Below are 24,559 nucleotides of genomic sequence, written 5' to 3'. Positions count from 1 at the left end.
ATTTTCTGAGTCGATAAGAGTAAGGTCGGAGGCGTCCCGAAAGGGCACTAATTCCGAGCGAACCTGAAGACCGTTTGAGGGCTTATCCATGCCAAGAAGACGCGTAGCAGCCAAGCGCGAAGTGCTTGACGATCCAAAATACGGAAGCCAAATTCTGGCCAAGTTCATGAACCACGTGATGGAAAGCGGCAAGAAAGCCGTTGCCGAGCGTATCGTTTATGGCGCGCTGGAAAAGGTTAAAGAACGCAAGAACAGCGACCCCCTGGAAATCTTCGAGAAAGCTCTCGACGCCATCGCTCCGCTGGTCGAAGTGAAGTCGCGCCGTGTAGGCGGTGCTACTTACCAGGTTCCGGTTGAAGTTCGCCCGTCCCGTCGTAACGCTTTGGCAATGCGCTGGTTGGTAGACTTCGCCCGCAAGCGCGGCGAGAAGTCTATGGCCCTGCGTTTGGCTGGCGAACTGTTGGACGCTGCTGAAGGTAAAGGTGCTGCTGTTAAGAAGCGTGAAGACGTGCACCGTATGGCTGAAGCTAACAAAGCTTTCTCGCACTACCGCTTCTAATTCTAGCTTCACTAATTTTGCGAGGGCTTTATGGCTCGTACTACTCCGATTAGCCGCTACCGTAACATCGGTATCGTTGCTCACGTGGATGCTGGTAAAACCACCACCACCGAGCGCGTACTGTTTTACACCGGCAAAAGTCACAAGATGGGCGAGGTGCATGACGGCGCCGCGACCACAGACTGGATGGTTCAGGAGCAGGAGCGTGGTATTACCATTACTTCTGCTGCTATTACCGCCTTCTGGAAAGGTTCCGAGAAGCAGTACAAGGATGAGCACCGCTTCAACGTAATCGATACCCCGGGCCACGTAGACTTCACCATTGAAGTTGAACGTTCCCTGCGCGTACTCGACGGCGCTGTCGTTGTGTTCTGCGGTACCTCGGGTGTTGAGCCTCAGTCGGAAACCGTATGGCGTCAAGCCAACAAATACGGCGTTCCACGTCTTGTTTACGTAAACAAGATGGACCGTGCTGGTGCGAACTTCCTGCGCGTGATCGGTCAGATCAAGCAGCGTCTGGGTCACACCCCAGTGCCAATCCAGTTGGCTATCGGTTCCGAAGACAACTTCCAGGGGCAGATCGATCTGCTGACCATGGAAGCTGTTTACTGGAACGATGCTGACAAGGGTATGGTTCCTCGTCGCGAAGCTATCCCTGCTGAACTGCAGGAGTTGGCTGACGAGTGGCGCAACAACATGGTTGAAGCTGCGGCCGAAGCCAGCGAAGAGCTGATGAACAAGTACCTCGAAGGTGAAGAACTCACCAACGCGGAAATCAAGGCCGCTCTGCGTCAGCGTACTATTGCTGGTGAGATCGTCTTGGCTGTTTGCGGTTCCTCGTTCAAGAACAAGGGCGTTCCCCTGGTTCTCGATGCTGTGATCGACTACCTGCCAGCACCAGTGGATATTCCTGCCATCAAGGGTACTGACCCGGATGACGAGACTATCGAGCTGGAGCGTCACGCAGATGACGCAGAACCGTTCTCCGCTCTGGCATTTAAAATTGCCACTGACCCATTCGTGGGTACCTTGACCTTCGTCCGCGTTTACTCGGGCGTGTTGAACTCCGGCGACGGCGTGATCAACTCGGTTAAAGGCAAGAAAGAGCGCGTGGGTCGTATGGTGCAAATGCACGCAAACGCCCGCGAAGAGATCAAGGAAGTGCGCGCTGGTGACATCGCGGCCCTGATCGGCATGAAGGACGTCACCACTGGTGAAACCTTGTGCAACGCTGACAAGCCAATCATCCTGGTTCGCATGGACTTCCCGGAGCCGGTTATTTCGGTTGCCGTTGAGCCTAAGACCAAGGATGACCAGGAAAAAATGGGTATCGCTCTGGGCAAACTCGCTCAGGAAGATCCATCTTTCCGCGTCAAGACTGATGAAGAGACTGGTCAAACGATCATCTCCGGCATGGGCGAGCTTCACCTGGACATCCTGGTTGACCGGATGCGCCGTGAGTTCAACGTCGAAGCCAACATCGGTAAGCCTCAGGTTTCCTATCGTGAGCGCATCACGAAGAACTGCGAAATCGAAGGCAAATTCGTTCGTCAATCCGGCGGTCGTGGCCAGTTCGGCCATTGCTGGATCCGTTTTGCTCCTGCTGATGAAGGTCAGGAAGGTCTGCAATTCGTGAACGAAGTAGTGGGCGGTGTTGTTCCTAAGGAATACATCCCGGCTATCCAGAAGGGTATCGAAGAGCAGATGAAGAACGGTGTTGTTGCCGGCTATCCGCTCATCGGCCTGAAGGCGACCGTTTTTGACGGTTCTTACCACGACGTCGACTCCAACGAGATGGCGTTTAAGGTGGCTGCTTCCATGGCTACCAAGCAACTGGCCCAGAAGGGCGGTGGTGAGTTGCTTGAGCCGATCATGGCAGTAGAAGTCGTTACGCCTGAAGACTACATGGGTGACGTGATGGGCGACCTTAACCGTCGTCGCGGCATGATCTTGGGTATGGAAGATACGGTTTCCGGCAAAGTGATTCGTGCCGAGGTTCCGTTGGGCGAGATGTTCGGTTATGCGACCGACGTTCGTTCCATGTCTCAGGGTCGCGCAAGCTACTCTATGGAATTCAAAAAATACAACACAGCTCCGGCGCACATCGCTGAAACTGTATCCAAAAAACAAGGCTGATTCAGTCCTTTAGGCAAGGAGTTAATTGTCGTGGCTAAAGAAAAATTTGATCGTTCCCTACCGCACGTAAACGTTGGCACTATCGGCCACGTTGACCACGGTAAAACCACTCTGACCGCTGCTCTGACTCGCGTCTGCTCCGAAGTTTTCGGTTCGGCTCGTGTTGACTTCGACAAGATCGACAGCGCACCAGAAGAAAAAGCTCGTGGTATCACCATCAACACCGCGCACGTTGAATACAACTCGCTGATCCGTCACTACGCTCACGTTGACTGCCCAGGTCACGCTGACTACGTGAAGAACATGATCACCGGTGCTGCCCAGATGGACGGCGCGATCCTGGTTTGCTCGGCCGCTGATGGTCCGATGCCACAAACCCGTGAACACATCCTGCTGTCCCGTCAGGTAGGCGTTCCGTACATCGTGGTTTTCCTGAACAAGGCTGACCTGGTAGACGACGCTGAGCTGCTGGAACTGGTTGAGATGGAAGTGCGCGATCTGCTGAGCACTTACGACTTCCCGGGCGACGACACTCCGATCATCATCGGTTCTGCTCGTATGGCTCTGGACGGTCTTGACGACAACGAAATGGGCACCACTGCCGTTCGTAAACTGGTTGAGACTCTGGACAGCTACATCCCAGATCCAGTTCGTGTTATCGACAAGCCGTTCCTGATGCCAATCGAAGACGTATTCTCGATCTCCGGTCGCGGTACTGTTGTGACTGGTCGTATCGAGCGCGGTATCGTTAAGGTTCAAGATCCACTGGAAATCGTTGGTCTGCGTGACACTACCGTCACCACCTGCACCGGTGTTGAAATGTTCCGTAAACTGCTCGACGAAGGTCGTGCAGGCGAGAACTGCGGCGTTCTGCTGCGTGGTACCAAGCGTGACGACGTTGAGCGTGGCCAGGTTCTGGTCAAGCCAGGTTCGGTTAAGCCGCACACTACCTTCGAAGCTGAAGTGTACGTGTTGAGCAAAGAAGAAGGCGGTCGTCACACTCCGTTCTTCAAAGGCTACCGTCCACAGTTCTACTTCCGGACCACTGACGTGACCGGTAACTGCGAACTGCCGGAAGGCGTTGAAATGGTAATGCCAGGCGACAACATCAAAATGGTTGTCACCCTGATCAAAACCATCGCAATGGAAGATGGTCTGCGTTTCGCTATCCGTGAAGGCGGTCGTACCGTCGGCGCTGGCGTCGTAGCCAAAATCATCGCTTAATAAGTGATGACTTGAAAAAGCCCCCGCTCAGCGGGGGCTTTTTTATTGAGTTGACACCCATATGGGGCGTCTATAGAATTGCGCCTCCTTTTAACGGGCGTGTTGCGCTCGCTGGGAATAGCAGCCGGAGTCTGAAATCCAATGGCAAATCAGCAAATTCGTATCAGGTTGAAGGCTTTTGACCACAAACTGATCGACCAATCCACCCAGGAAATCGTGGAAACCGCGAAACGTACTGGTGCTCAAGTGCGTGGTCCAATTCCACTGCCTACCCGTAAAGAGCGGTTCACCGTTCTGGTCTCCCCGCACGTCAACAAAGACGCGCGTGACCAGTACGAGATCCGTACTCATAAGCGCGTGCTGGACATCGTCCTGCCAACGGATAAAACCGTTGATGCACTTATGAAGCTTGATCTGGCGGCCGGTGTGGAAGTACAGATCAGCCTCGGCTAAGACTTGGGTCTTAGTCGTGTAACGCTCTGAAATGGGCGGCCATAGCGGGTGAAAGCCCCGTACACTCATGAGGTTTACAACATGACTATTGGTGTAGTCGGTCGTAAATGCGGTATGACCCGTATTTTCACCGAAGAAGGTGTCTCCATTCCGGTCACGGTCATTGAGATCGAACCGAATCGCGTCACCCAGTTTAAAACTGAAGAAACCGATGGCTATCGTGCAGTGCAAGTCACTGTCGGCGAGCGTCGTGCTTCGCGCGTGACTGCTGCTCAAGCAGGTCACTTCGCTAAAGCAAACGTTGCAGCTGGTCGCACTGTTATGGAGTTCCGTCTTGAAGACGGCGACTACCAGGCTGGCGATCTGATCAACGCTGAAATCTTCGCCGCTGGTCAACTGGTTGATGTAACCGGTCAGTCCAAGGGTAAAGGCTTCCAGGGTACGATCAAGCGTTGGAATTTCCGTGGCCAAGACAACACTCACGGTAACTCCGTTTCCCACCGCGTCCCGGGCTCTATTGGCCAGTGCCAGACTCCTGGTCGTGTATTCAAGGGCAAAAAAATGTCCGGTCATATGGGCGCTGAGCGCGTGACCGTGCAGTCCCTCGAAGTAGTGCGCGTCGACGCTGAACGCAATCTGTTGTTGGTCAAGGGTGCTGTTCCTGGCGCTACTGGCGGCAACCTGGTTGTACGTCCAGCGGCCAAGGCTCGCGGTTAAGGGGAAGCTGACATGCAATTAAATGTAAATGACGCTCAAGCGATCGAAGTTTCCGAACTGACATTTGGCGGCGAATTCAACGAGACGCTGGTTCACCAAGCAGTCGTGGCCTACATGGCCGGCGGCCGTCAAGGTAGCAAGCAGCAAAAGACCCGTTCCGACGTTCGTGGTGGCGGTAAGCGCCCTTGGCGTCAGAAAGGTACTGGCCGCGCTCGTGCCGGTACTATCCGTAGCCCAATCTGGCGTGGCGGCGGTACCACTTTCGCAGCACGTCCACAGGATCACACCCAGAAGCTCAACAAGAAGATGTATCGCGCAGCACTGCGCTCCATCCTTGCTGAACTCGTGCGTACTGATCGTCTGGTCGTGGTTCAGGACTTCGCTGTTGAAGCGCCGAAAACCAAAGATCTGCTGAACAAGCTGAACGGCATGGGCCTGACTGACGTCCTGATCGTGTCTGAAGCTGTTGATCAGAACCTGTACCTGGCTGCTCGCAACCTGCCACACGTTGATGTACGTGACGTGCAAGGTTCCGATCCAGTTAGTCTGATCGCATACGACAAGGTGTTGATCACCGTGTCGGCCGTGAAGAAATTCGAGGAGCTGCTGGGATGAACCAGGAACGCGTATTTAAAGTTCTGCTTGGCCCGCACGTTTCCGAAAAGGCTACGGTTCTGGCTGACAAGAAAGGCCAGTTCGTTTTCAAGGTTGCAACTGACGCAACCAAGCTGGAAATCAAGAAGGCCGTCGAAAGCCTGTTCAGCGTGAAAGTAGAGCGTGTTACTACCCTGAATGTTCTGGGTAAGAGCAAGCGCACTGCTCGCGGTCTGGGCAAGCGTAATGACTGGAAGAAGGCAGTTATCTCCCTTCAGCCAGGCCAAGATCTCGATTTCAGCAGCAGTGCTGAGTAAGGAAGGGGTGCATCATGGCAATCGTTAAATGCAAACCGACTTCCCCTGGCCGCCGTTTTGTGGTCAAGGTGGTCAACCAGGAGCTGCATAAAGGCGCTCCTCACGCACCGCTGCTCGAGAAGAAATCGAAGACTGGTGGTCGTAACAACAATGGTCGTATTACCACTCGTCACATCGGTGGTGGCCATAAGCAGCATTATCGTCTGGTCGACTTCCGTCGCAACGACAAAGATGGCATCGCTGCCACTGTCGAGCGTATCGAATACGATCCAAACCGTACTGCTCACATCGCTCTGCTGCTGTACGCAGATGGCGAGCGTCGCTACATCATCGCCCCTAAAGGCGTGAGTGCTGGTGACCAGCTGATCGCAGGTGCTTTGGCACCGATCAAGCCGGGCAACGCTCTGCAACTGCGCAACATTCCAGTTGGTAGCACCGTACACGGCATCGAATTGAAGCCGGGTAAAGGCGCGCAAATCGCTCGTTCCGCTGGTGCTTCGGCTCAGCTGATCGCTCGTGAAGGTGTCTACGTGACCCTGCGTCTGCGCTCTGGTGAAATGCGTAAAGTACTGGCTGAGTGCCGTGCGACCCTGGGCGAAGTCTCGAACTCCGAGCACAGCCTGCGTTCGCTGGGTAAAGCTGGTGCCAAACGCTGGCGTGGCGTTCGCCCAACCGTTCGTGGTGTTGCCATGAACCCGGTTGACCACCCACACGGTGGTGGTGAAGGTCGTACCTCTGGTGGTCGTCATCCGGTATCGCCATGGGGCTTCCCGACTAAGGGCGCGAAGACTCGTGGTAATAAGCGTACCGACAAAATGATCGTCCGTCGTCGCAAGTAAATAGAGGGATACGACAGTGCCACGTTCTCTGAAAAAAGGTCCTTTTATTGATCTTCACCTACTGAAGAAGATCGAAGTGGCGGCGGAAAAGAACGATCGCAAACCGGTGAAAACCTGGTCGCGTCGTTCGATGATCCTGCCACAAATGGTCGGTTTGACCATTGCAGTGCATAACGGTCGTCAACATGTTCCAGTTCTCGTGAACGAAGACATGGTCGGCCACAAACTAGGCGAGTTTGCCGGTACCCGCACATATCGTGGGCACGTGGCAGACAAGAAAGCCAAGCGTTAAGGGGTAAGGAACGATGGAAGTAGCCGCTAAGTTGTCGGGCGCTCGAATCTCCGCCCAGAAAGCCCGCTTGGTCGCCGACCAGATCCGCGGGAAGAAGGTGGGCGAAGCGCTCAACCTGTTGGCTTTCAGCAGTAAGAAAGCCGCCGAGATCATCAAGAAAGTGCTGGAGTCGGCCGTAGCCAACGCCGAGCACAACGAAGGCGCAGACGTTGATGACCTGAAGGTCAGCACCGTTTTCGTCAACGAAGGGCGTTCGCTGAAGCGCATCATGCCTCGTGCCAAAGGCCGAGCTGATCGCATCGTCAAGCGGTCTTGCCATATCACTGTCAAGGTTGCTGACAAGTAACGGAGTCGAAGAGATGGGTCAGAAAGTACATCCCATTGGCATTCGCCTGGGAATCGTCAAGGAGCACACCTCCGTCTGGTACGCAGACGGTCGGACTTATGCGGACTACTTGTTCGCTGATCTGAAGGTGCGTGAGTATCTCCAAGACAAACTAAAAAGCGCGTCCGTGAGCCGTATCGATATCCATCGTCCTGCTCAAACTGCACGTATCACCATCCACACCGCTCGTCCAGGTATCGTTATCGGGAAGAAAGGTGAAGATGTTGAGAAACTGCGTCAGGACCTGACCAAGCAAATGGGTGTGCCTGTGCACATCAATATCGAAGAGATCCGCAAGCCGGAGCTCGACGGTATGCTGGTTGCGCAGAGCGTAGCTCAGCAGCTGGAGCGTCGTGTAATGTTCCGTCGCGCTATGAAGCGCGCAGTACAGAACGCCATGCGCATTGGTGCCAAAGGCATCAAAATCCAAGTGAGCGGTCGTCTCGGCGGTGCTGAAATCGCACGTACTGAATGGTATCGCGAAGGTCGTGTGCCACTGCACACCCTGCGTGCCGACATCGACTATGCCAACTACGAAGCTCACACCACTTACGGTGTGATCGGTGTAAAGGTTTGGATCTTCAAAGGCGAAGTAATTGGTGGTCGCCAAGAAGAACTGAAACCACAAGCACCAGCGCCTCGTAAAAAAGCTGCTAAGTAAGGGGTACGCCAAATGTTGCAACCAAAGCGTACGAAGTTCCGCAAGCAGATGACAGGCCACAACCGTGGTCTGGCTCAGCGCGGTAGCAAAGTCAGCTTCGGCGAGTATGCGCTGAAGTCTGTAGCTCGTGGTCGTCTCACCGCTCGTCAGATCGAGTCAGCGCGTCGTGCTCTGACCCGTCACGTTAAACGTGGCGGCAAGATCTGGATCCGTGTATTCCCGGACAAGCCTATCTCCAAAAAGCCCCTCGAAGTTCGGATGGGTAAAGGTAAGGGTAACGTGGAATATTGGGTTGCCCAGATTCAGCCAGGCAAAGTCCTGTATGAAATCGAGGGTGTTACTGAAGAGCTGGCGCGTGAGGCTTTCGCCCTGGCTGCTGCAAAGCTGCCGCTCGCCACCTCCTTTGTTAAACGGACGGTGATGTGATGAAAGCGAATGAACTTCGTGAAAAATCCGCACAGCAGCTGAACGAGCAACTGCTCGGCCTGCTGCGCGACCAGTTCAATCTGCGTATGCAGAAAGCAACTGGCCAGTTGGGGCAGTCTCATCTGCTCTCGCAAGTTAAGCGTGACATCGCTCGCGTGAAGACTGTGCTCAACCAGCAGGCAGGTAAGTGATCATGGCTGAAGCCGAAAAGACTGTCCGTACGCTGACTGGCCGTGTTGTCAGCGACAAGATGGACAAAACCATCACCGTTTTGATCGAGCGTCGCGTTAAGCACCCGATCTACGGTAAATACGTTAAGCGTTCGACTAAGCTGCACGCGCACGACGAAACCAACCAGTGCCACATCGGCGACAAAGTCACTATTCGTGAAACTCGTCCGTTGGCCAAGACCAAGTCTTGGGCCCTGGTTGATGTTCTCGAACGCGCTGTGGAAGTCTAAGGACTAGGGGTCGGAGAAATTATATGATTCAGACTCAATCCATGCTCGATGTGGCCGATAACAGCGGCGCACGCCGCGTTATGTGCATCAAGGTGCTGGGTGGCTCCCATCGTCGTTACGCTGGTATCGGTGACATCATCAAAGTTACCGTGAAGGAAGCAATTCCTCGCGGTAAAGTGAAAAAAGGCCAAGTGATGACTGCTGTTGTAGTCCGCACTCGTCACGGCGTACGCCGTGCAGATGGCTCCATTATCCGCTTTGATGGCAACGCTGCTGTTCTTCTGAACAACAAGCAAGAGCCGATCGGCACCCGTATCTTTGGGCCAGTGACCCGTGAACTTCGTACTGAGAAGTTCATGAAGATCGTCTCGCTCGCCCCAGAAGTGCTGTAAGGAGATCCGACATGCAAAAGATTCGTCGTGACGACGAGATCATCGTGATCGCCGGCAAAGACAAAGGTAAGCGCGGTAAGGTGCTGAAGGTTCTTGCTGATGACCGTCTGGTCGTTGGTGGTCTGAACCTGGTCAAGCGTCATACCAAGCCTAACCCGATGTCGGGCGTACAAGGCGGTATCGTCGAGAAAGAAGCGCCACTGCACGCTTCTAACGTCGCCATCTTCAACGGCGAAACCAACAAGGCTGACCGCGTTGGTTTCAAAGTAGAAGACGGTAAGAAAATTCGTGTCTTCAAGTCGACCCAAAAAGCGGTTGATGCTTGAACACTGCTAGGTAGAAGACCATGGCACGACTAAAAGAGATTTACCGGAAGGAAATCGCACCGAAACTTAAGGAAGAACTTAAGCTTTCGAACGTGATGGAAGTTCCGCGCGTTACCAAAATCACCCTGAACATGGGTCTGGGCGAAGCGATCGGCGACAAAAAAGTCATCGAGCACGCTGTTGCTGACCTGGAAAAGATCACCGGCCAAAAAGTCGTTGTGACCTACGCTCGGAAATCCATCGCTGGCTTTAAAGTCCGTGAAGGTTGGCCGATCGGCGTCAAAGTGACTCTGCGCCGTGAGCGTATGTACGAATTCCTGGATCGTCTGCTGTCGATCTCCCTGCCTCGGGTTCGCGACTTCCGCGGCCTGAATGCCAAGTCCTTCGATGGTCGTGGTAACTACAGCATGGGCGTTAAAGAGCAGATCATCTTCCCGGAAATCGACTACGACAAGATCGATGCTCTCCGCGGTCTGGACATCACCCTGACCACCACTGCCAAGAACGATGATGAAGGCCGCGCTCTGCTGCGTGCGTTCAAATTCCCGTTCCGCAACTGATTGGAGTAGGACCATGGCCAAGATGAGCATGAAAAACCGCGAGCTGAAGCGTCAGCTCACGGTTGCCAAGTACGCCAAGAAGCGTGCAGCACTGAAAGCAATCATCGTTGATCTGAACGCAAGTCCAGAAGCGCGTTGGGAAGCTACAGTTGCTCTGCAGAAGCAGCCACGTGACGCAAGCGCTTCGCGCATGCGTAACCGCTGCCGCCTGACCGGTCGTCCACACGGCGTTTACCGCAAGTTCGGCCTCGGCCGTAACAAACTGCGTGAAGCGGCAATGCGTGGTGACGTACCAGGTCTGGTTAAAGCCAGCTGGTAAGTACTTTCGAAGTCGCAGTGGTCAGGATCGCAAGATACTGACCACCGGTGGCCTAGAATCTGGAACAAGCCCCTTTTGGGGCTTGTTTCATTTCCGGAGTGTGTCTAAAATACGCGGCTCGCCTGAGCCCGTGTGTTTTATGCCCGGAGATTCTCGGTGACATATGTAGCCGCAAGGCTAATTTTTTTGTATTAGGAGCGTCTAGCCCATGAGTATGCAGGACCCGTTAGCGGACATGCTAACTCGTATCCGTAATGCCCAGATGGCTGAAAAGTCCGTCGTAAGCATGCCATCTTCCACGTTGAAGGTTGCTGTTGCCAAAGTCCTGAAAGACGAAGGCTACATTGCGGGTTATCAGATCAGCAGCGAAATCAAGCCACTGCTGTCCATCGAGCTGAAGTACTTCGAAGGCCGTCCGGTCATCGAGGAAGTGAAGCGCGTTAGCCGTCCAGGCCTGCGTCAGTACAAGTCCGTCGATGATCTGCCAAAAGTTCGTGGCGGTCTCGGTGTGTCTATCGTCTCCACCAACAAAGGTGTGATGACGGATCGTGCTGCGCGCGCTGCCGGTGTCGGCGGCGAAGTTCTTTGCACAGTGTTCTAAGGGGGGATAAGCATGTCACGCGTCGCTAAGAACCCCGTTAAGCTGCCAGCCGGTGTCGAAGTCAAATTCGCAGGTGGCCAGCTTTCGGTGAAGGGTGCCAAGGGCACTCTGGAACTGAACATCCATTCGTCCGTTGAGGTCGTTGAAGAAGCTGGTGAGCTGCGTTTTGCTGCTCGCAATGGCGATCAACAAACTCGCGCAATGGCCGGTACCACTCGTGCGTTGGTAAACAACATGGTCCAAGGCGTAAGCCAAGGCTTCGAGCGTAAGCTCCAGCTGGTCGGTGTTGGTTACAAAGCGCAAGCAAAAGGCACGGTTCTGAACCTGGCCCTTGGCTTCTCGCACCCAGTGGATTACGAACTGCCGGAAGGCATCACCGCTGAGACCCCTAGCCAAACCGACATCCTGATCAAGGGTATCGATAAGCAGCTGGTAGGTCAGGTGGCCGCTGAGATCCGCGACTTCCGTCCACCAGAGCCGTACAAAGGCAAAGGTGTGCGCTACGCGGACGAAGTCGTCCGTCGTAAAGAAGCCAAGAAGAAGTAGGGCATAGCAAATGACCGACAAAAAAGTTACTCGACTGCGTCGCGCTCGCAAAGCACGCCTGAAAATGCACGAACTCGAAGTCGTGCGTCTCTGCGTGTTCCGCTCGTCGCAGCACATCTACGCCCAGGTCATCTCGGCCGACGGCAACAAAGTCCTGGCAAGCGCCTCGACTTTGGATAAAGAACTGCGTGATGGTGCCACTGGCAACATCGACGCGGCCACTAAGGTTGGCCAGCTGGTCGCTACGCGTGCTAAGGCCGCTGGCGTCTCGCAAGTGGCTTTCGACCGCTCTGGCTTCAAGTACCACGGTCGCGTGAAAGCGCTGGCTGATGCTGCTCGTGAAGCTGGGCTGGAGTTCTAAGTTATGTCAAATAACGACCAAAAGCGCGACGAAGGCTACATTGAGAAGCTGGTTCAAGTTAACCGCGTAGCCAAAACCGTTAAAGGCGGCCGTATCTTCACTTTCACCGCGTTGACCGTGGTGGGTGATGGTAAAGGGCGCGTTGGCTTCGGCCGTGGCAAGTCACGTGAAGTGCCTGCTGCGATCCAGAAGGCAATGGAAGCTGCTCGTCGCAACATGATCCAAGTTGATCTGAACGGCACCACTCTGCAGTACGCAATGAAGTCCGCTCACGGCGCTTCGAAGGTGTACATGCAGCCTGCTTCTGAAGGTACCGGTATCATCGCTGGCGGCGCTATGCGTGCTGTCCTCGAAGTTGCTGGCGTTCAGAACGTTCTGGCCAAGTGCTACGGCTCGACTAACCCGGTAAACGTGGTTCACGCCACTTTCAAGGGTTTGAAAGCAATGCAGTCTCCTGAATCCATTGCCGCCAAGCGTGGCAAAAGCGTCAAGGAGATCTTCTGATCATGGCTACCGTTAAAGTAACGCTGATCAAAAGCATGACCGGCCGCATCCCTAACCACAAATTGTGCGTTAAGGGTTTGGGTCTGCGTCGCATCGGTCACACTGTAGAAGTACTTGATACTCCCGAGAATCGCGGGATGATCAACAAGGCTTACTACATGCTGCGTGTCGAGGGTTAATCGATGAAACTCAATGATCTGAGTCCAGCGCCGGGTTCCCGTCGCGAAAAGCATCGTCCGGGCCGTGGTATCGGTAGTGGTTTGGGCAAGACCGGTGGCCGTGGCCACAAAGGTCAGTCCTCCCGCTCCGGTGGCACCATCGCTCCAGGCTTTGAAGGCGGTCAACAGCCGCTGCATCGTCGCCTGCCGAAGTTCGGTTTCGTTTCCCTGAAAGCCATGGACCGCGCAGAAGTGCGTCTGTCCGAGCTGGCCAAAGTGGAAGGCGACATCGTTACCGTGCAGACCCTGAAAGATGCCAACGTGATCAACGTCAACGTACAGCGTGTGAAAATCATGCTGTCCGGTGAAGTGACTCGCGCTGTCACTATCGGCAAGGGAATCGGCGCCACCAAAGGTGCGCGTTCGGCTATCGAAGCAGCTGGCGGCAAGTTCGAGGAATAAATGGCTAAGCAAGGTGCTCTCTCAGCGCTCGGCAAAGGCGGTATGTCTGAACTTTGGGCTCGTCTGCGTTTTCTGTTCCTGGCGATTATCGTCTACCGAATAGGCGCACACATCCCGGTTCCAGGTATCAACCCGGACCGACTCGCAGACCTGTTTCGACAGAATGAGGGGACCATTCTTAGCTTGTTCAACATGTTTTCCGGCGGCGCGCTGGAACGGATGAGCATCTTTGCACTGGGGATCATGCCGTACATCTCGGCATCGATCATCATGCAACTGATGACCGCCGTTAGCCCGCAGTTGGAGCAGTTGAAGAAGGAAGGTGAAGCTGGCCGTCGCAAGATAAGCCAGTACACCCGCTACGGCACTGTCATCCTCGCCCTGGTCCAGGCTATCGGCATGTCCGTTGGTCTGGCCGGGCAGGGTGTTGCGTTCACTGGTGACTTTGGCTTCCATTTCGTCGCGGTATCCACTTTTGTGGCTGGTGCGATGTTCATGATGTGGCTGGGTGAGCAGATTACTGAGCGTGGTGTTGGTAACGGTATCTCGATGTTGATTTTCGCAGGTATCGTTGCCGGTCTTCCGAGAGCGATTGGGCAGTCTTTCGAGTCTGCACGTCAGGGTGATATCAACATCTTCGCCCTGGTTGCCATCGGTTTGTTGGCAGTAGCGATTATCGGTTTTGTGGTGTTCATTGAGCGTGGCCAGCGTCGTATTGCTGTTCACTACGCCAAGCGTCAGCAGGGCCGCAAGGTCTTTGCCGCGCAGACCAGCCACTTGCCGCTGAAAGTGAACATGGCCGGGGTTATTCCTGCCATTTTCGCGAGCAGCATTTTGCTGTTTCCGGCTTCGTTGGGTGCCTGGTTCGGTCAGTCTGAAGGTATGGGCTGGTTGCAGGACATCTCGCAGTCGATCGCTCCTGGTCAGCCGTTGAATATTCTGCTGTTTAGTGCAGGGATTATTTTCTTCTGCTTCTTCTATACGGCGTTGATGTTCAATCCGAAAGACGTAGCGGAAAACCTGAAGAAGTCCGGTGCCTTTATTCCGGGCATTCGTCCAGGTGAGCAGTCGGCGCGCTACATTGATGGCGTTTTGACTCGCTTGACCATGTTCGGTGCTCTATATATGACGGCCGTGTGCTTGTTGCCCCAGTTCCTGGTGGTTGCAGCAAACGTTCCGTTCTACCTTGGCGGGACCTCGTTGCTGATCGTCGTCGTGGTTGTGATGGACTTCATGTCCCAAGTACAATCGCACCTCGTTTCGCACCAGTACGAATCCCTGATGAAGAAAGCCAACCTGAAGGGTTACGGCAGCGGCATGTTGCGCTGAGTACCCATAAGGTTCGAGGAGTTGGTGATGAAAGTTCGTGCATCGGTGAAAAAGCTGTGCCGTAACTGCAAGATTATTCGCCGCGAAGGTGTTGTTCGAGTAATTTGCAGCGCGGAACCGCGTCACAAACAGCGCCAAGGCTGAGTGTGATCCGCTTGAAGCCCGGCAGCTAGTGCGCTGCCGGGTTGATTATTTGTTATTACAGCGATATTATCTCGCGCCCTATTTCTTGGCTTCCGGGGCGTAGGTAGCTGTCAATTGGAGTCCCACTGAATGGCCCGTATTGCAGGCGTTAACATTCCAGATAACAAGCACACTGTTATCTCGCTGACCTACATCTATGGTGTTGGTCGCACTACTGCGCAGAAAATTTGTGCAGATACTGGGGTAAACCCAGCCGCAAAGATCAAAGATCTGAGCGACGAGCAGATTGAGCTGTTGCGTGGCGAAGTGGCGAAGTTCACCACTGAAGGTGACCTGCGTCGCGAAATCAACATGAAAATCAAGCGTTTGATGGACCTCGGTTGCTACCGTGGTCTGCGTCATCGTCGTGGTCTTCCAGTACGCGGTCAGCGTACCAAGACTAACGCGCGTACCCGTAAAGGTCCGCGTAAGCCGATCCGCAAGTAATCGCCCACGCGAATCGACAGGAAATTAATCATGGCAAAACCTGCTGCTCGTCCTCGTAAAAAAGTTAAAAAGACAGTGGTTGATGGCATCGCCCACATCCATGCATCTTTTAACAACACAATCGTGACCATCACCGACCGTCAAGGTAACGCGCTTTCTTGGGCTACCTCCGGTGGTTCGGGTTTCCGCGGTTCCCGCAAGTCCACCCCGTTTGCTGCTCAAGTAGCTGCTGAACGTGCTGGTCAAGCTGCGCTGGAATATGGCCTGAAAAACCTCGACGTTAACGTCAAAGGTCCAGGTCCAGGTCGTGAGTCTGCTGTCCGTGCATTGAACGGCTGTGGCTATAAGATCGCCAGCATCACCGACGTGACGCCAATCCCGCACAACGGGTGCCGTCCGCCGAAGAAGCGCCGCGTGTAATCCAGGAGATTGTAAAGAATGGCTCGTTACATTGGTCCAAAATGCAAACTCGCTCGTCGTGAAGGCACCGATCTCTTTCTGAAGAGCGGCGTGCGCGCGATCGAATCGAAGTGCAACATTGAAGCAGCACCTGGTATCCACGGCCAACGCCGCGGTCGCCAGTCCGATTACGGCACCCAACTGCGTGAAAAGCAGAAGGTCCGTCGTATCTACGGCGTTCTCGAGCGTCAGTTCAGCGGCTACTACAAAGAAGCTGCTGGCAAGAAAGGTGCAACCGGTGAAAACCTGCTGCAACTGCTCGAATGCCGTCTGGACAACGTTGTATACCGTATGGGCTTTGGTTCGACTCGTGCCGAATCCCGTCAGCTGGTATCGCATAAATCCGTCAGCGTAAACGGCCAAACCGTTAACGTCCCGTCGTACCAGGTTCGTGCTGGTGACGTGGTCGCGATTCGCGAGAAAGCAAAAAATCAACTTCGCATTGTCCAAGCTCTCGATCTGTGTGCCCAACGTGGCCGCGTAGAATGGGTAGAAGTAGACACTGAGAAGAAGTCGGGCGTTTTCAAGAACGTTCCTGCTCGCAGTGATCTGTCCGCCGACATCAACGAAAGCCTGATTGTCGAGCTCTACTCCAAGTAAGGGCTAGAAAATAGGTGCATCCATGCAGATTTCGGTAAATGAGTTCCTGACACCCCGTCACATTGATGTGCAGGTTGTCAGTCCAACCCGCGCCAAGATCACTCTCGAGCCTCTCGAGCGTGGTTTTGGCCACACCCTGGGCAACGCGCTGCGCCGCATCCTGTTGTCCTCAATGCCCGGCTGTGCAGTAGTCGAGGCCGAGATTGACGGTGTGCTCCACGAGTACAGCGCCATCGAAGGTGTACAGGAAGACGTAATTGAAATCCTGTTGAACCTTAAAGGTCTGGCTATCAAGCTGCACGGCCGTGACGAAGTTACGCTGACCTTGTCGAAGAAGGGTTCGGGGGTGGTTACCGCTGCCGATATTCAGCTGGATCATGATGTCGAGATCGTTAATCCCGATCACGTAATCGCTAACCTGGCGTCTAACGGCGCCCTGAACATGAAGCTCACCGTAGCTCGTGGTCGTGGTTATGAACCGGCCGACTCGCGTCAGAGCGATGAAGACGAAAGCCGCAGCATTGGTCGCTTGCAGCTTGACTCTTCGTTCAGCCCGGTTCGCCGTATCGCATACGTGGTGGAAAACGCCCGTGTCGAACAGCGTACTAACCTGGACAAGCTGGTTATTGATCTGGAAACCAACGGTACTCTGGATCCTGAAGAGGCTATCCGCCGCGCTGCAACCATTCTGCAACAGCAGTTGGCTGCGTTCGTCGACCTCAAGGGTGACAGCGAACCAGTGGTAATCGAGCAGGAAGACGAGATCGATCCGATCCTGCTTCGCCCGGTTGACGATCTGGAACTGACTGTACGTTCGGCTAACTGCCTTAAGGCGGAAAACATTTACTACATCGGCGATCTGATTCAGCGCACCGAAGTAGAACTGTTGAAGACTCCGAACCTGGGCAAGAAATCCTTGACTGAAATCAAGGACGTTCTGGCCTCCCGCGGTCTGTCCCTCGGCATGCGCCTCGACAACTGGCCGCCTGCAAGTCTTAAGAAGGACGACAAGGCGACTGCCTGATCGTCGTAATCACCGAACGTGAGTTTGGTAAGGAATGAACCATGCGTCATCGTAAAAGTGGTCGTCACCTGAGCCGTACCAGCTCGCACCGTAAGGCTATGTTCCAGAACATGGCGGTGTCGCTGTTCGAGCACGAGCTGATCAAAACTACACTGCCGAAAGCTAAAGAACTGCGTCGCGTTGCTGAGCCGCTGATTACTTTGGCCAAGACAGACAGCCTGGCTAACCGCCGTCTGGCTTTCGACCGTACTCGTTCGAAAGCTATCGTTGGTAAGCTCTTCAACGACCTGGGCAAGCGTTACGCTACCCGTGAGGGTGGCTACCTGCGCATCCTCAAGTGCGGCTTCCGCGCTGGTGACAACGCGCCTATGGCGTACGTTGAGCTGATCGATCGTCCAGTTGGCGGTGAAGCTGTATCCGCTGAGTAAGACGTCAGTCTGTAACGAAGAACCGGGCCCAGTGCCCGGTTTTTTGTGCGCGCTGTAAAACTGGAAGTACCTCAGCAACGGCTCATTCGACTTATTAAGTCGCTTTTAGCTATCCGCTTGGATAGTTCGTTAGCTAAATTCTATCGAAGCTCATGATTTAATGAATTTGAAGGTGTCACCTTCCTGGTCAATACTCCCTCCAAGCCGATTAGCCGGCAGTTTCGAGTCTGACCTGAGGAAGATTGAGCATGAGCCAGAATAAAACCCTTACTACCGCCAGCGGTGCTCCCGTTGCCGATAACCAGAACTCCCGCTCCGCCGGCCCGCGCGGTCCATTGCTGCTCGACGATTTTCACCTGATCGAGAAGCTCGCCCACTTCAATCGTGAAAACATTCCTGAGCGTCGTGTCCACGCTAAAGGTTCGGGCGCTTACGGTACCTTCACCGTCACCCAAGACATTACTCAGTACACCAGTGCCAAGCTGTTCGAGGCCGTGGGCAAACAAACGCCGACGTTCCTGCGTTTCTCTACCGTAGGTGGCGAACGGGGTTCGGCTGATACCGAGCGCGACCCGCGTGGTTTCGCCTTGAAGTTTTACACCGAAGAAGGCAACTGGGACATCGTGGGCAACAACACCCCGGTGTTCTTCATCCGTGATCCACTTAAATTCCCGGACTTCATCCACACCCAAAAGCGCCTGCCGCAAAGCAACCTGAAAAGTGCACAGATGATGTGGGACTTCTGGTCGCACTCCCCTGAGGCGCTGCACCAGGTCACCATCCTGTTTTCGGACCGTGGCATCCCCGACGGCTACCGTCACATGCATGGCTTTGGCAGCCACACCTACAGCCTGATCAACGCCCGCGGCGAGCGTCACTGGGTGAAGTGGCACTACAAAACCAAGCAAGGCATCAAGAACCTGGCGCCTGCTGACGCTGCACGCCTGGCGGGTACCGACCCTGATTACGCCCAACGTGACCTGTTTGGGGCAATCGAGCGTGGTGATTTCCCGAAATGGCGCGTGTGCATCCAGATCATGACTGAAGCCCAGGCCAATGCTCATTACGAAAACCCGTTCGACGTGACCAAAACCTGGTCGCAGAAAGAGTTCCCGCTGATTGAAGTCGGTGAACTGGAACTGAACCGTAACCCGCAGAACTACTTTGCTGAAGTTGAGCAGGCGGCTTTCGGTCCAAGCAACATGGTCCCAGGTGTTGGCTTGTCGCCAGACCGTATGCTGCAAGGTCGTGTGTTCGCTTACGCGGATGCCCACCGTTACCGTGTAGGCACCAACCACCAGCACCTGCCGGTGAACGCACCACGTAGCCCGGTTAACAGCTACCAGCGCGATGGTTCGATGGCATTTGGCAGCAATGGCGGCGCGGCTCCCAACTACGAGCCAAACAGCTACGCCGATGCACCGAAGCAGGCACCGCAGTATGCCGAGCCGGCGTTGGCCCTGAACGGCGCGGCAGACCGTTACGATCACCGCGAAGACACCGATTACTTCAGCCACGCTGGTGCGCTGTTCCGCCTGATGAACGATGAGCAGAAAGCCCTGCTGATCAATAACATCGCAGGCGCCATGGCAGGTGTTTCCAGCGACGTGGTTCAGCGCCAGTTGCAGTACTTCTTCAAGGCAGATCCTGCTTATGGAGAAGGGATCGCATCTGCACTGGGTGTATCGCTTAACTAACTCTAAACGATAAGCAGAACCGCCCTCATTTGGGCGGTTTTTGCGTTATTTCAGCTATTTTTCACCGGAAATCTTCACTTTTCTGCCGTTGGTCCCGTGACCTCCGGGTCATCATGGTTCAAACTACAGACTTTCAAGCAGGGAGATGTAGGGCGATGCAAGGTCACCCCGACGTAATCGATTACCTCAACACGTTGCTGACGGGCGAACTGGCTGCTCGTGACCAATATTTCATTCACTCGCGGATGTACGAAGACTGGGGCTTTACTGAGCTCTACGAGCGTATCAACCATGAAATGGAAGAAGAGGCACAGCACGCCGACGCACTGATGCGCCGTATCCTGATGCTCGAAGGCACGCCACGTATGCGTCCCGACGACCTGGACACCGGCACCACGGTGCCCGAGATGCTCGCCAGCGACTTGCGCCTTGAGTACAAGGTCCGTGCCGCGCTCTGCAAGGGCATTGAGCTCTGCGAGCAGCACAACGACTACGTCACGCGGGAAATCCTGCGGGTGCAGTTGAATGACACCGAAGAAGATCACACTTACTGGCTGGAAAAGCAGTTGGGCCTGATCAAGTTGATTGGCCTGGAGAACTACCTGCAATCGCAGTTCTGATTCTCCCGGCTACAAAAAAGCCCCTGTCACCTACACGGTGACAGGGGCTTTTTCGTGGGACTGAATAATCAGTCCTTGTCGCGGGCCAGCAGAGGCTTGAGGTAGAAGCCGGTGTGAGATTGCTTCATCTCAGATACTTGCTCCGGTGTGCCGACCGCAATGATTTGCCCACCTTTGGAGCCGCCTTCCGGTCCAAGATCCACCAGCCAGTCGGCGGTCTTGATCACGTCCAGGTTGTGCTCGATCACCACCACCGTGTTGCCGTGGTCGCGCAAGCGGTGCAGCACGTCCAGCAGTTGCTGAATATCCGCAAAGTGCAGGCCCGTGGTCGGCTCATCGAGGATATACAGGGTCTTGCCGGTATCACGCTTGGACAGCTCGCGAGACAGCTTGACCCGCTGCGCCTCACCACCCGATAACGTGGTCGCCGACTGACCCAGCTTGATATACGACAGGCCAACATCCATCAGTGTCTGCAGCTTGCGCGCCAGAGCCGGTACCGCATCAAAGAACACCCGGGCTTCCTCGATCGTCATCTCGAGGGTTTCGTGGATGCTTTTGCCCTTGTACTTGATCTCCAGGGTTTCGCGGTTGTAGCGCTTGCTCTTGCACACATCGCACGGCACGTAGATGTCCGGCAGGAAGTGCATCTCCACCTTGATCAAGCCATCGCCCTGGCACGCCTCGCAGCGCCCGCCCTTGACGTTGAACGAGAACCGCCCAGGCCCGTAGCCACGGGAGCGCGACTCCGGCACACCGGCGAACAGCTCGCGAATCGGCGTGAACAGCCCGGTGTAGGTCGCCGGGTTGGAGCGCGGCGTGCGCCCAATCGGGCTTTGGTCGATATCGACCACCTTGTCCAGATGCTCAAGGCCCTTGATGCTGTCGTGAGCGGCGGCTTCCAGGGTGGTCGCACCGTTCAGCGCTGTGGCGCTCAATGGAAACAGCGTGTTGTTGATCAGTGTCGACTTGCCCGACCCGGATACACCAGTCACGCAGGTCAGCAGCCCCAATGGGATCTCCAGATCAACATTGCGCAAGTTGTTGCCACGCGCGCCCTTGAGGTGCAGTGCCATCTTCTTGTTGCGCGGCGTACGTTTGGCCGGCACGGCGATCTTCACGCGGCCAGACAGGTATTTACCGGTCAACGAATCAGGATGCGCCATCACTTCGGCAGGCGTGCCCTCGGCAACAATATGCCCACCGTGCACACCGGCACCCGGGCCGATATCTACCACGTAGTCCGCAAGACGAATGGCATCTTCATCGTGCTCGACCACGATCACCGTATTACCGATGTCCCGCAGGTGCTTCAGTGTACCCAGCAGACGATCGTTGTCCCGTTGATGCAGGCCAATTGACGGCTCATCAAGAATGTACAGCACGCCCACCAGGCCGGCGCCAATCTGGCTGGCCAGGCGAATCCGCTGTGCTTCACCACCGGAAAGCGTGTCGGCGCTGCGGTCCAGCGACAGATAGTCCAGGCCTACGTTAACCAGGAACTGCAGCCGCTCACGGATCTCCTTGAGGATCTTGTCGGCAATCTCACCGCGGCGACCGGTCAACTTCAGCGTGCCGAAGTATTCGCAGGCATCGCCAATCGGGAGGTTGGTCACCGCCGGCAGGGTTTTCTCACCGACCCATACATGCCGCGCTTCACGGCGCAGGCGGGTGCCACGGCAATCCGGGCACGGCTGGGTGCTCAGGAACTTGGCCAGTTCCTCGCGCACGCTGGCCGACTCGGTCTCGCGGTAACGGCGCTCCAGGTTCGGCACGATGCCTTCGAACGGGTGGGAGCGTTTGACGATATCGCCACGGTCGTTCAGGTACTTGAAGTCGACGTTCTGCGAACCGCTGCCATGCAGGATGAATTTCTGGTGTTCGGCCGTCAGCTCGTTGAAGGGCACTTCGAGGCTGAACTTGTAGTGCGACGCCAGCGAACCCAGCATCTGGAAGTAATAGACGTTACGCCTGTCCCAGCCGCGTATCGCGCCTTCCGCCAGCGTGAGGTCACCGTTGACCAGGCGCTTGATGTCGAAGAATTGCTTAACCCCCAGGCCATCACAGGTCGGGCAAGCGCCGGCCGGGTTGTTGAAGGAAAACAGTTTCGGTTCCAGCTCGCTGATGGCATGACCGCAGATCGGGCAGGCGAAGCGCGCGGAGAAGATGATTTCTTCGCCGGGCTCGTCGTCCATCGGCGCCACCAGGGCAATGCCGTCGGCCAGCTTCAACGCGGTCTCGAACGATTCCGCCAGGCGCTGCTGCAAGTCGGCACGCACCTTGAACCGGTCGACCACCACATCAATCGAGTGCTTCTTCTGTTTGTCCAGCTTCGGCGCTTCGTCCAGCTCGTAGAGCTTGCCGTTGATCCGGGCCCGCACGAAACCTTGGGCCCGCAGCTCTTCAAAGACGGAAAGGTGTTCACCCTTGCGCTCGCGAATCACCGGTGCCAGCAGCATCAGCTTGGCGCCTTCCGGCTGGGCCAGCACCAGGTCGACCATCTGGCTGACGGTCTGGGCTTCCAGGGGAATGTCGTGGTCCGGGCAGCGGGGAATACCCACGCGGGCATACAGCAGGCGCAGGTAGTCGTAGATCTCGGTGATGGTGCCCACGGTGGAGCGCGGGTTGTGGGACGTCGATTTCTGTTCGATGGAGATCGCTGGCGACAGGCCTTCAATGGTGTCGACGTCGGGCTTTTCCATCATCGACAGGAACTGGCGGGCATAGGCCGACAGGGATTCCACGTAACGGCGCTGGCCTTCGGCGTACAGCGTGTCAAACGCCAGGGACGACTTGCCGGACCCGGACAAGCCGGTGATGACGATCAGTTTGTCCCGTGGCAGGGTCAGGTCGATGTTCTTCAGGTTGTGGGTTCGAGCCCCACGAATCAGGATCTTGTCCAAGATGGCCTCGCACGGCGGGCGTAAATAATGCAGGAGTATACGGCTAAAGACTGGATGAATATACACTGTCAAAGTGCCGGGTGCAGCCTTACATGAAAGCTGCGCGGCAAAGCGCCGCATATACCCTCTCAATCGATGGGACTGGTAGAATCGCCGCCGGTTCACACGAGGTTTTTCCATGCACGATCCCCACAGCGAACGCATGAGTGGCAGCGAGACCCGCGCAGCAAGCGGTCTGGCCCTGGTGTTCGCCTTCCGTATGCTTGGCATGTTTATGGTGTTGCCGGTGCTGGCGACCTATGGAATGGATCTCGCAGGAGCGACCCCGGCCCTGATCGGCCTGGCGATTGGCGCCTATGGCCTGACCCAGGCGCTGTTTCAGATTCCGTTCGGGATCATTTCCGACCGCATCGGCCGCCGGCCGGTGATCTACCTGGGGCTGATCGTCTTCGCCCTGGGCAGCGTGCTCGCCGCCAATGCCGACTCGATCTGGGGCGTGATCGCCGGGCGTGTCCTGCAAGGCGCGGGGGCGATTTCCGCCGCCGTCATGGCGCTGCTTTCCGACCTGACCCGCGAACAACACCGCACCAAGGCCATGGCCATGATCGGCATGACCATCGGTCTTTCGTTTGCCGTGGCGATGGTGGTTGGCCCGCTGCTGACCCGCGCGTTCGGCTTGCACGGCCTGTTCCTGGCCACCGGTGGCATGGCGTTGTTCGGCATCGTGATCGTCGCCTTCATGGTGCCGCGTTCCACCGGGCCGTTGCAGCACCGTGAATCCGGCGTGGCGAAACAGGCGCTGCTGCCCACGCTCAAGCACCCGGACCTGCTCCGCCTGGATTTGGGTATCTTCGTATTACACGCGATGCTGATGTGCAGCTTCGTCGCCTTGCCCCTGGCCCTGGTGCAAAAAGCCGGGCTGCCCAAGGAGCAGCACTGGTGGGTCTACCTGACTGCGCTGCTGATTTCGTTCTTCGCCATGATCCCGTTCATCATCTACGGCGAGAAGAAACGCAAAATGAAACGAGTTCTGCTGGGCGCCGTCGCGACATTGATGCTCACTGAGCTATTCTTCTGGCAGTTCGGCGACAGCCTGCGGGCGCTGGTGATCGGCACGGTGGTGTTCTTCACCGCGTTCAACCTGCTGGAGGCTTCATTGCCTTCGCTGATCAGCAAGGTTTCACCGGCCGGCGGCAAAGGCACGGCGATGGGCGTGTATTCCACCAGCCAGTTCCTCGGTTCTGCACTGGGCGGGATCATGGGCGGCTGGATGTTCCAGCATGGCGGTTTGTCGGTTGTGTTCCTTGGATGCGCCGGGCTGGCTGCACTTTGGCTGGCCTTTGCTGTTACCATGCGCGAACCCCCATACGTCACAAGCCTGCGTCTGCCGTTATCGCCCGAAGCGATTCGTGAAGCCGGTCTGGTAGAGCGCCTGAAGGCCGTCGTTGGGGTAACAGATGCAGTCGTGGTTGCTGAAGAGGCGGCCATTTACATCAAATTGGACACCGAATTATTGGATCGCGCGACGCTCGAGCAACTGGTCAACCCAGTGCCGACAGCGCGCCCAGCCTAGGAGA

The 24,559-nt window shown here is 55.8% G+C and carries 35 protein-coding genes; 34 read left to right on the top strand and 1 reads right to left on the bottom strand.

The genetic code is table 11. The features are described from left to right. Positions 1-88 precede the first annotated feature (88 nt). The 33 genes from rpsG (at position 89) to bfr (ending at position 20,079) form a co-directional block, all read left to right on the top strand. Positions 89-559, top strand: a complete 471-nt coding sequence (gene rpsG / locus HKK54_RS06985) for a 30S ribosomal protein S7 (RefSeq protein WP_002555493.1) — start codon at positions 89-91, stop codon at positions 557-559. Between the two features lie 30 nt (positions 560-589). Beyond that, on the top strand, positions 590-2,695 hold the full coding sequence (gene fusA / locus HKK54_RS06980) for an elongation factor G (protein WP_010174505.1): 2,106 nt from the start codon (positions 590-592) through the stop codon (positions 2,693-2,695). A 30-nt stretch (positions 2,696-2,725) separates the two neighbouring features. Next, positions 2,726-3,919, top strand: coding sequence for an elongation factor Tu (gene tuf, locus HKK54_RS06975; protein ID WP_003210085.1), 1,194 nt, complete (start codon positions 2,726-2,728; stop codon positions 3,917-3,919). Positions 3,920-4,060: 141 nt separating this feature from the next. Continuing rightward, positions 4,061-4,372 (top strand): 30S ribosomal protein S10, encoded by a 312-nt coding sequence (gene rpsJ, locus HKK54_RS06970; protein WP_003210084.1) that lies wholly within the window; start codon positions 4,061-4,063, stop codon positions 4,370-4,372. 81 nt (positions 4,373-4,453) lie between these two features. Beyond that, positions 4,454-5,089 carry a 50S ribosomal protein L3 gene (gene rplC, locus HKK54_RS06965; protein ID WP_003194649.1) on the top strand — a complete coding sequence of 212 codons (636 nt, stop codon included), beginning with the start codon at positions 4,454-4,456 and terminating at the stop codon, positions 5,087-5,089. Between the two features lie 12 nt (positions 5,090-5,101). Further along, positions 5,102-5,704, top strand: a complete 603-nt coding sequence (gene rplD, locus HKK54_RS06960; protein WP_003210082.1) for a 50S ribosomal protein L4 — start codon at positions 5,102-5,104, stop codon at positions 5,702-5,704. Further along, positions 5,701-6,000, top strand: a complete 300-nt coding sequence (rplW, locus tag HKK54_RS06955) for a 50S ribosomal protein L23 (protein WP_002555488.1) — start codon at positions 5,701-5,703, stop codon at positions 5,998-6,000. The genes rplD and rplW overlap by 4 nt, the downstream gene beginning before the upstream one ends. A gap of 14 nt (positions 6,001-6,014) precedes the next feature. Next, the gene (rplB, locus tag HKK54_RS06950; protein ID WP_003210080.1) at positions 6,015-6,839 is read left to right on the top strand and encodes a 50S ribosomal protein L2; all 825 of its coding nucleotides are present in this window, start codon (positions 6,015-6,017) and stop codon (positions 6,837-6,839) included. Between the two features lie 16 nt (positions 6,840-6,855). Continuing rightward, positions 6,856-7,131, top strand: coding sequence for a 30S ribosomal protein S19 (rpsS, locus tag HKK54_RS06945; RefSeq protein ID WP_002555486.1), 276 nt, complete (start codon positions 6,856-6,858; stop codon positions 7,129-7,131). Between the two features lie 13 nt (positions 7,132-7,144). Further along, on the top strand, positions 7,145-7,477 hold the full coding sequence (gene rplV, locus HKK54_RS06940) for a 50S ribosomal protein L22 (protein WP_003210077.1): 333 nt from the start codon (positions 7,145-7,147) through the stop codon (positions 7,475-7,477). Between the two features lie 13 nt (positions 7,478-7,490). After that, positions 7,491-8,177, top strand: a complete 687-nt coding sequence (rpsC, locus tag HKK54_RS06935) for a 30S ribosomal protein S3 (RefSeq protein ID WP_003176422.1) — start codon at positions 7,491-7,493, stop codon at positions 8,175-8,177. A gap of 12 nt (positions 8,178-8,189) precedes the next feature. Further along, complete coding sequence (rplP, locus tag HKK54_RS06930) at positions 8,190-8,603, top strand: 50S ribosomal protein L16 (protein WP_003210075.1); 414 nt, start codon at positions 8,190-8,192, stop codon at positions 8,601-8,603. Continuing rightward, complete coding sequence (gene rpmC / locus HKK54_RS06925) at positions 8,603-8,794, top strand: 50S ribosomal protein L29 (RefSeq protein ID WP_002555481.1); 192 nt, start codon at positions 8,603-8,605, stop codon at positions 8,792-8,794. Before rplP ends, rpmC begins: the two co-directional genes overlap by 1 nt. Before the next feature lie 2 nt (positions 8,795-8,796). Continuing rightward, positions 8,797-9,063: a 30S ribosomal protein S17 gene (gene rpsQ, locus HKK54_RS06920; RefSeq protein ID WP_003176419.1), complete on the top strand. Its 267-nt coding sequence runs from the start codon at positions 8,797-8,799 to the stop codon at positions 9,061-9,063. Between the two features lie 23 nt (positions 9,064-9,086). Then, positions 9,087-9,455 (top strand): 50S ribosomal protein L14, encoded by a 369-nt coding sequence (gene rplN, locus HKK54_RS06915; protein ID WP_002555479.1) that lies wholly within the window; start codon positions 9,087-9,089, stop codon positions 9,453-9,455. 11 nt (positions 9,456-9,466) lie between these two features. After that, positions 9,467-9,781 (top strand): 50S ribosomal protein L24, encoded by a 315-nt coding sequence (gene rplX / locus HKK54_RS06910; RefSeq protein WP_007896770.1) that lies wholly within the window; start codon positions 9,467-9,469, stop codon positions 9,779-9,781. A gap of 20 nt (positions 9,782-9,801) precedes the next feature. Beyond that, entirely contained in the window at positions 9,802-10,341 is a 540-nt protein-coding gene (gene rplE, locus HKK54_RS06905; RefSeq protein WP_003210069.1) for a 50S ribosomal protein L5, read from the top strand. Between the two features lie 13 nt (positions 10,342-10,354). Then, a complete protein-coding gene (gene rpsN, locus HKK54_RS06900) occupies positions 10,355-10,660 on the top strand; it encodes a 30S ribosomal protein S14 (protein ID WP_003176414.1) in 306 nt (101 codons plus the stop codon). A gap of 208 nt (positions 10,661-10,868) precedes the next feature. Further along, complete coding sequence (gene rpsH / locus HKK54_RS06895; protein WP_003186040.1) at positions 10,869-11,261, top strand: 30S ribosomal protein S8; 393 nt, start codon at positions 10,869-10,871, stop codon at positions 11,259-11,261. A 12-nt stretch (positions 11,262-11,273) separates the two neighbouring features. Then, positions 11,274-11,807, top strand: coding sequence for a 50S ribosomal protein L6 (rplF, locus tag HKK54_RS06890; RefSeq protein ID WP_010174584.1), 534 nt, complete (start codon positions 11,274-11,276; stop codon positions 11,805-11,807). A 10-nt stretch (positions 11,808-11,817) separates the two neighbouring features. Then, the gene (rplR, locus tag HKK54_RS06885) at positions 11,818-12,168 is read left to right on the top strand and encodes a 50S ribosomal protein L18 (protein ID WP_003186037.1); all 351 of its coding nucleotides are present in this window, start codon (positions 11,818-11,820) and stop codon (positions 12,166-12,168) included. A 3-nt stretch (positions 12,169-12,171) separates the two neighbouring features. Next, positions 12,172-12,672: a 30S ribosomal protein S5 gene (gene rpsE / locus HKK54_RS06880; RefSeq protein WP_003186035.1), complete on the top strand. Its 501-nt coding sequence runs from the start codon at positions 12,172-12,174 to the stop codon at positions 12,670-12,672. A gap of 2 nt (positions 12,673-12,674) precedes the next feature. Beyond that, positions 12,675-12,851: a 50S ribosomal protein L30 gene (rpmD, locus tag HKK54_RS06875; protein WP_003186033.1), complete on the top strand. Its 177-nt coding sequence runs from the start codon at positions 12,675-12,677 to the stop codon at positions 12,849-12,851. 3 nt (positions 12,852-12,854) lie between these two features. Beyond that, a complete protein-coding gene (gene rplO / locus HKK54_RS06870) occupies positions 12,855-13,292 on the top strand; it encodes a 50S ribosomal protein L15 (protein ID WP_003210066.1) in 438 nt (145 codons plus the stop codon). Continuing rightward, positions 13,293-14,621 (top strand): preprotein translocase subunit SecY, encoded by a 1,329-nt coding sequence (secY, locus tag HKK54_RS06865; RefSeq protein WP_003210064.1) that lies wholly within the window; start codon positions 13,293-13,295, stop codon positions 14,619-14,621. A gap of 27 nt (positions 14,622-14,648) precedes the next feature. Next, complete coding sequence (gene rpmJ, locus HKK54_RS06860) at positions 14,649-14,765, top strand: 50S ribosomal protein L36 (protein WP_002555468.1); 117 nt, start codon at positions 14,649-14,651, stop codon at positions 14,763-14,765. Between the two features lie 129 nt (positions 14,766-14,894). Then, entirely contained in the window at positions 14,895-15,251 is a 357-nt protein-coding gene (rpsM, locus tag HKK54_RS06855; protein ID WP_003210063.1) for a 30S ribosomal protein S13, read from the top strand. Positions 15,252-15,281: 30 nt separating this feature from the next. Beyond that, a complete protein-coding gene (gene rpsK, locus HKK54_RS06850; protein ID WP_002555466.1) occupies positions 15,282-15,671 on the top strand; it encodes a 30S ribosomal protein S11 in 390 nt (129 codons plus the stop codon). Between the two features lie 18 nt (positions 15,672-15,689). Continuing rightward, positions 15,690-16,310: a 30S ribosomal protein S4 gene (rpsD, locus tag HKK54_RS06845; RefSeq protein ID WP_003210056.1), complete on the top strand. Its 621-nt coding sequence runs from the start codon at positions 15,690-15,692 to the stop codon at positions 16,308-16,310. Positions 16,311-16,332: 22 nt separating this feature from the next. Further along, positions 16,333-17,334: a DNA-directed RNA polymerase subunit alpha gene (locus HKK54_RS06840; protein ID WP_003176403.1), complete on the top strand. Its 1,002-nt coding sequence runs from the start codon at positions 16,333-16,335 to the stop codon at positions 17,332-17,334. A gap of 41 nt (positions 17,335-17,375) precedes the next feature. Further along, entirely contained in the window at positions 17,376-17,762 is a 387-nt protein-coding gene (gene rplQ, locus HKK54_RS06835; RefSeq protein WP_003210053.1) for a 50S ribosomal protein L17, read from the top strand. Positions 17,763-18,010: 248 nt separating this feature from the next. Then, entirely contained in the window at positions 18,011-19,459 is a 1,449-nt protein-coding gene (locus HKK54_RS06830; RefSeq protein ID WP_169386440.1) for a catalase, read from the top strand. 155 nt (positions 19,460-19,614) lie between these two features. Continuing rightward, complete coding sequence (gene bfr, locus HKK54_RS06825; protein WP_003210048.1) at positions 19,615-20,079, top strand: bacterioferritin; 465 nt, start codon at positions 19,615-19,617, stop codon at positions 20,077-20,079. Between the two features lie 68 nt (positions 20,080-20,147). On the opposite strand, the gene uvrA is transcribed toward bfr, so the two are convergent. Further along, complete coding sequence (uvrA, locus tag HKK54_RS06820; RefSeq protein ID WP_010174605.1) at positions 20,148-22,982, bottom strand: excinuclease ABC subunit UvrA; 2,835 nt, start codon at positions 22,980-22,982, stop codon at positions 20,148-20,150. A 178-nt stretch (positions 22,983-23,160) separates the two neighbouring features. Between uvrA and HKK54_RS06815 the strand changes: the two genes are divergently transcribed. Beyond that, a complete protein-coding gene (locus HKK54_RS06815; protein ID WP_010174606.1) occupies positions 23,161-24,555 on the top strand; it encodes an MFS transporter in 1,395 nt (464 codons plus the stop codon). Positions 24,556-24,559 lie beyond the last annotated feature (4 nt).

It is taken from the genome of Pseudomonas sp. ADAK13, assembly GCF_012935715.1.
In the GTDB taxonomy this organism is placed as follows: Bacteria; Pseudomonadota; Gammaproteobacteria; order Pseudomonadales; family Pseudomonadaceae; genus Aquipseudomonas.
Note: the sequence above shows the minus strand (reverse complement) of the source record. Positions and strands in the feature narration are given on the sequence as shown.

Bases quoted from the DNA above. Each gene is read 5' to 3' on its own strand.
- rpsG (WP_002555493.1), top strand. From the start codon at position 89: ATGCCAAGAAGACGCGTAGCAGCCAAGCGCGAAGTGCTTGACGATCCA.
- fusA (WP_010174505.1), top strand. From the start codon at position 590: ATGGCTCGTACTACTCCGATTAGCCGCTACCGTAACATCGGTATCGTT.
- rpsJ (WP_003210084.1), top strand. From the start codon at position 4,061: ATGGCAAATCAGCAAATTCGTATCAGGTTGAAGGCTTTTGACCACAAA.
- rplC (WP_003194649.1), top strand. From the start codon at position 4,454: ATGACTATTGGTGTAGTCGGTCGTAAATGCGGTATGACCCGTATTTTC.
- rplD (WP_003210082.1), top strand. From the start codon at position 5,102: ATGCAATTAAATGTAAATGACGCTCAAGCGATCGAAGTTTCCGAACTG.
- rplW (WP_002555488.1), top strand. From the start codon at position 5,701: ATGAACCAGGAACGCGTATTTAAAGTTCTGCTTGGCCCGCACGTTTCC.
- rplB (WP_003210080.1), top strand. From the start codon at position 6,015: ATGGCAATCGTTAAATGCAAACCGACTTCCCCTGGCCGCCGTTTTGTG.
- rplV (WP_003210077.1), top strand. From the start codon at position 7,145: ATGGAAGTAGCCGCTAAGTTGTCGGGCGCTCGAATCTCCGCCCAGAAA.
- rpsC (WP_003176422.1), top strand. From the start codon at position 7,491: ATGGGTCAGAAAGTACATCCCATTGGCATTCGCCTGGGAATCGTCAAG.
- rplP (WP_003210075.1), top strand. From the start codon at position 8,190: ATGTTGCAACCAAAGCGTACGAAGTTCCGCAAGCAGATGACAGGCCAC.
- rpmC (WP_002555481.1), top strand. From the start codon at position 8,603: ATGAAAGCGAATGAACTTCGTGAAAAATCCGCACAGCAGCTGAACGAG.
- rpsQ (WP_003176419.1), top strand. From the start codon at position 8,797: ATGGCTGAAGCCGAAAAGACTGTCCGTACGCTGACTGGCCGTGTTGTC.
- rplN (WP_002555479.1), top strand. From the start codon at position 9,087: ATGATTCAGACTCAATCCATGCTCGATGTGGCCGATAACAGCGGCGCA.
- rplX (WP_007896770.1), top strand. From the start codon at position 9,467: ATGCAAAAGATTCGTCGTGACGACGAGATCATCGTGATCGCCGGCAAA.
- rplE (WP_003210069.1), top strand. From the start codon at position 9,802: ATGGCACGACTAAAAGAGATTTACCGGAAGGAAATCGCACCGAAACTT.
- rpsN (WP_003176414.1), top strand. From the start codon at position 10,355: ATGGCCAAGATGAGCATGAAAAACCGCGAGCTGAAGCGTCAGCTCACG.
- rpsH (WP_003186040.1), top strand. From the start codon at position 10,869: ATGAGTATGCAGGACCCGTTAGCGGACATGCTAACTCGTATCCGTAAT.
- rplF (WP_010174584.1), top strand. From the start codon at position 11,274: ATGTCACGCGTCGCTAAGAACCCCGTTAAGCTGCCAGCCGGTGTCGAA.
- rplR (WP_003186037.1), top strand. From the start codon at position 11,818: ATGACCGACAAAAAAGTTACTCGACTGCGTCGCGCTCGCAAAGCACGC.
- rpsE (WP_003186035.1), top strand. From the start codon at position 12,172: ATGTCAAATAACGACCAAAAGCGCGACGAAGGCTACATTGAGAAGCTG.
- rpmD (WP_003186033.1), top strand. From the start codon at position 12,675: ATGGCTACCGTTAAAGTAACGCTGATCAAAAGCATGACCGGCCGCATC.
- rplO (WP_003210066.1), top strand. From the start codon at position 12,855: ATGAAACTCAATGATCTGAGTCCAGCGCCGGGTTCCCGTCGCGAAAAG.
- secY (WP_003210064.1), top strand. From the start codon at position 13,293: ATGGCTAAGCAAGGTGCTCTCTCAGCGCTCGGCAAAGGCGGTATGTCT.
- rpmJ (WP_002555468.1), top strand. From the start codon at position 14,649: ATGAAAGTTCGTGCATCGGTGAAAAAGCTGTGCCGTAACTGCAAGATT.
- rpsM (WP_003210063.1), top strand. From the start codon at position 14,895: ATGGCCCGTATTGCAGGCGTTAACATTCCAGATAACAAGCACACTGTT.
- rpsK (WP_002555466.1), top strand. From the start codon at position 15,282: ATGGCAAAACCTGCTGCTCGTCCTCGTAAAAAAGTTAAAAAGACAGTG.
- rpsD (WP_003210056.1), top strand. From the start codon at position 15,690: ATGGCTCGTTACATTGGTCCAAAATGCAAACTCGCTCGTCGTGAAGGC.
- HKK54_RS06840 (WP_003176403.1), top strand. From the start codon at position 16,333: ATGCAGATTTCGGTAAATGAGTTCCTGACACCCCGTCACATTGATGTG.
- rplQ (WP_003210053.1), top strand. From the start codon at position 17,376: ATGCGTCATCGTAAAAGTGGTCGTCACCTGAGCCGTACCAGCTCGCAC.
- HKK54_RS06830 (WP_169386440.1), top strand. From the start codon at position 18,011: ATGAGCCAGAATAAAACCCTTACTACCGCCAGCGGTGCTCCCGTTGCC.
- bfr (WP_003210048.1), top strand. From the start codon at position 19,615: ATGCAAGGTCACCCCGACGTAATCGATTACCTCAACACGTTGCTGACG.
- HKK54_RS06815 (WP_010174606.1), top strand. From the start codon at position 23,161: ATGCACGATCCCCACAGCGAACGCATGAGTGGCAGCGAGACCCGCGCA.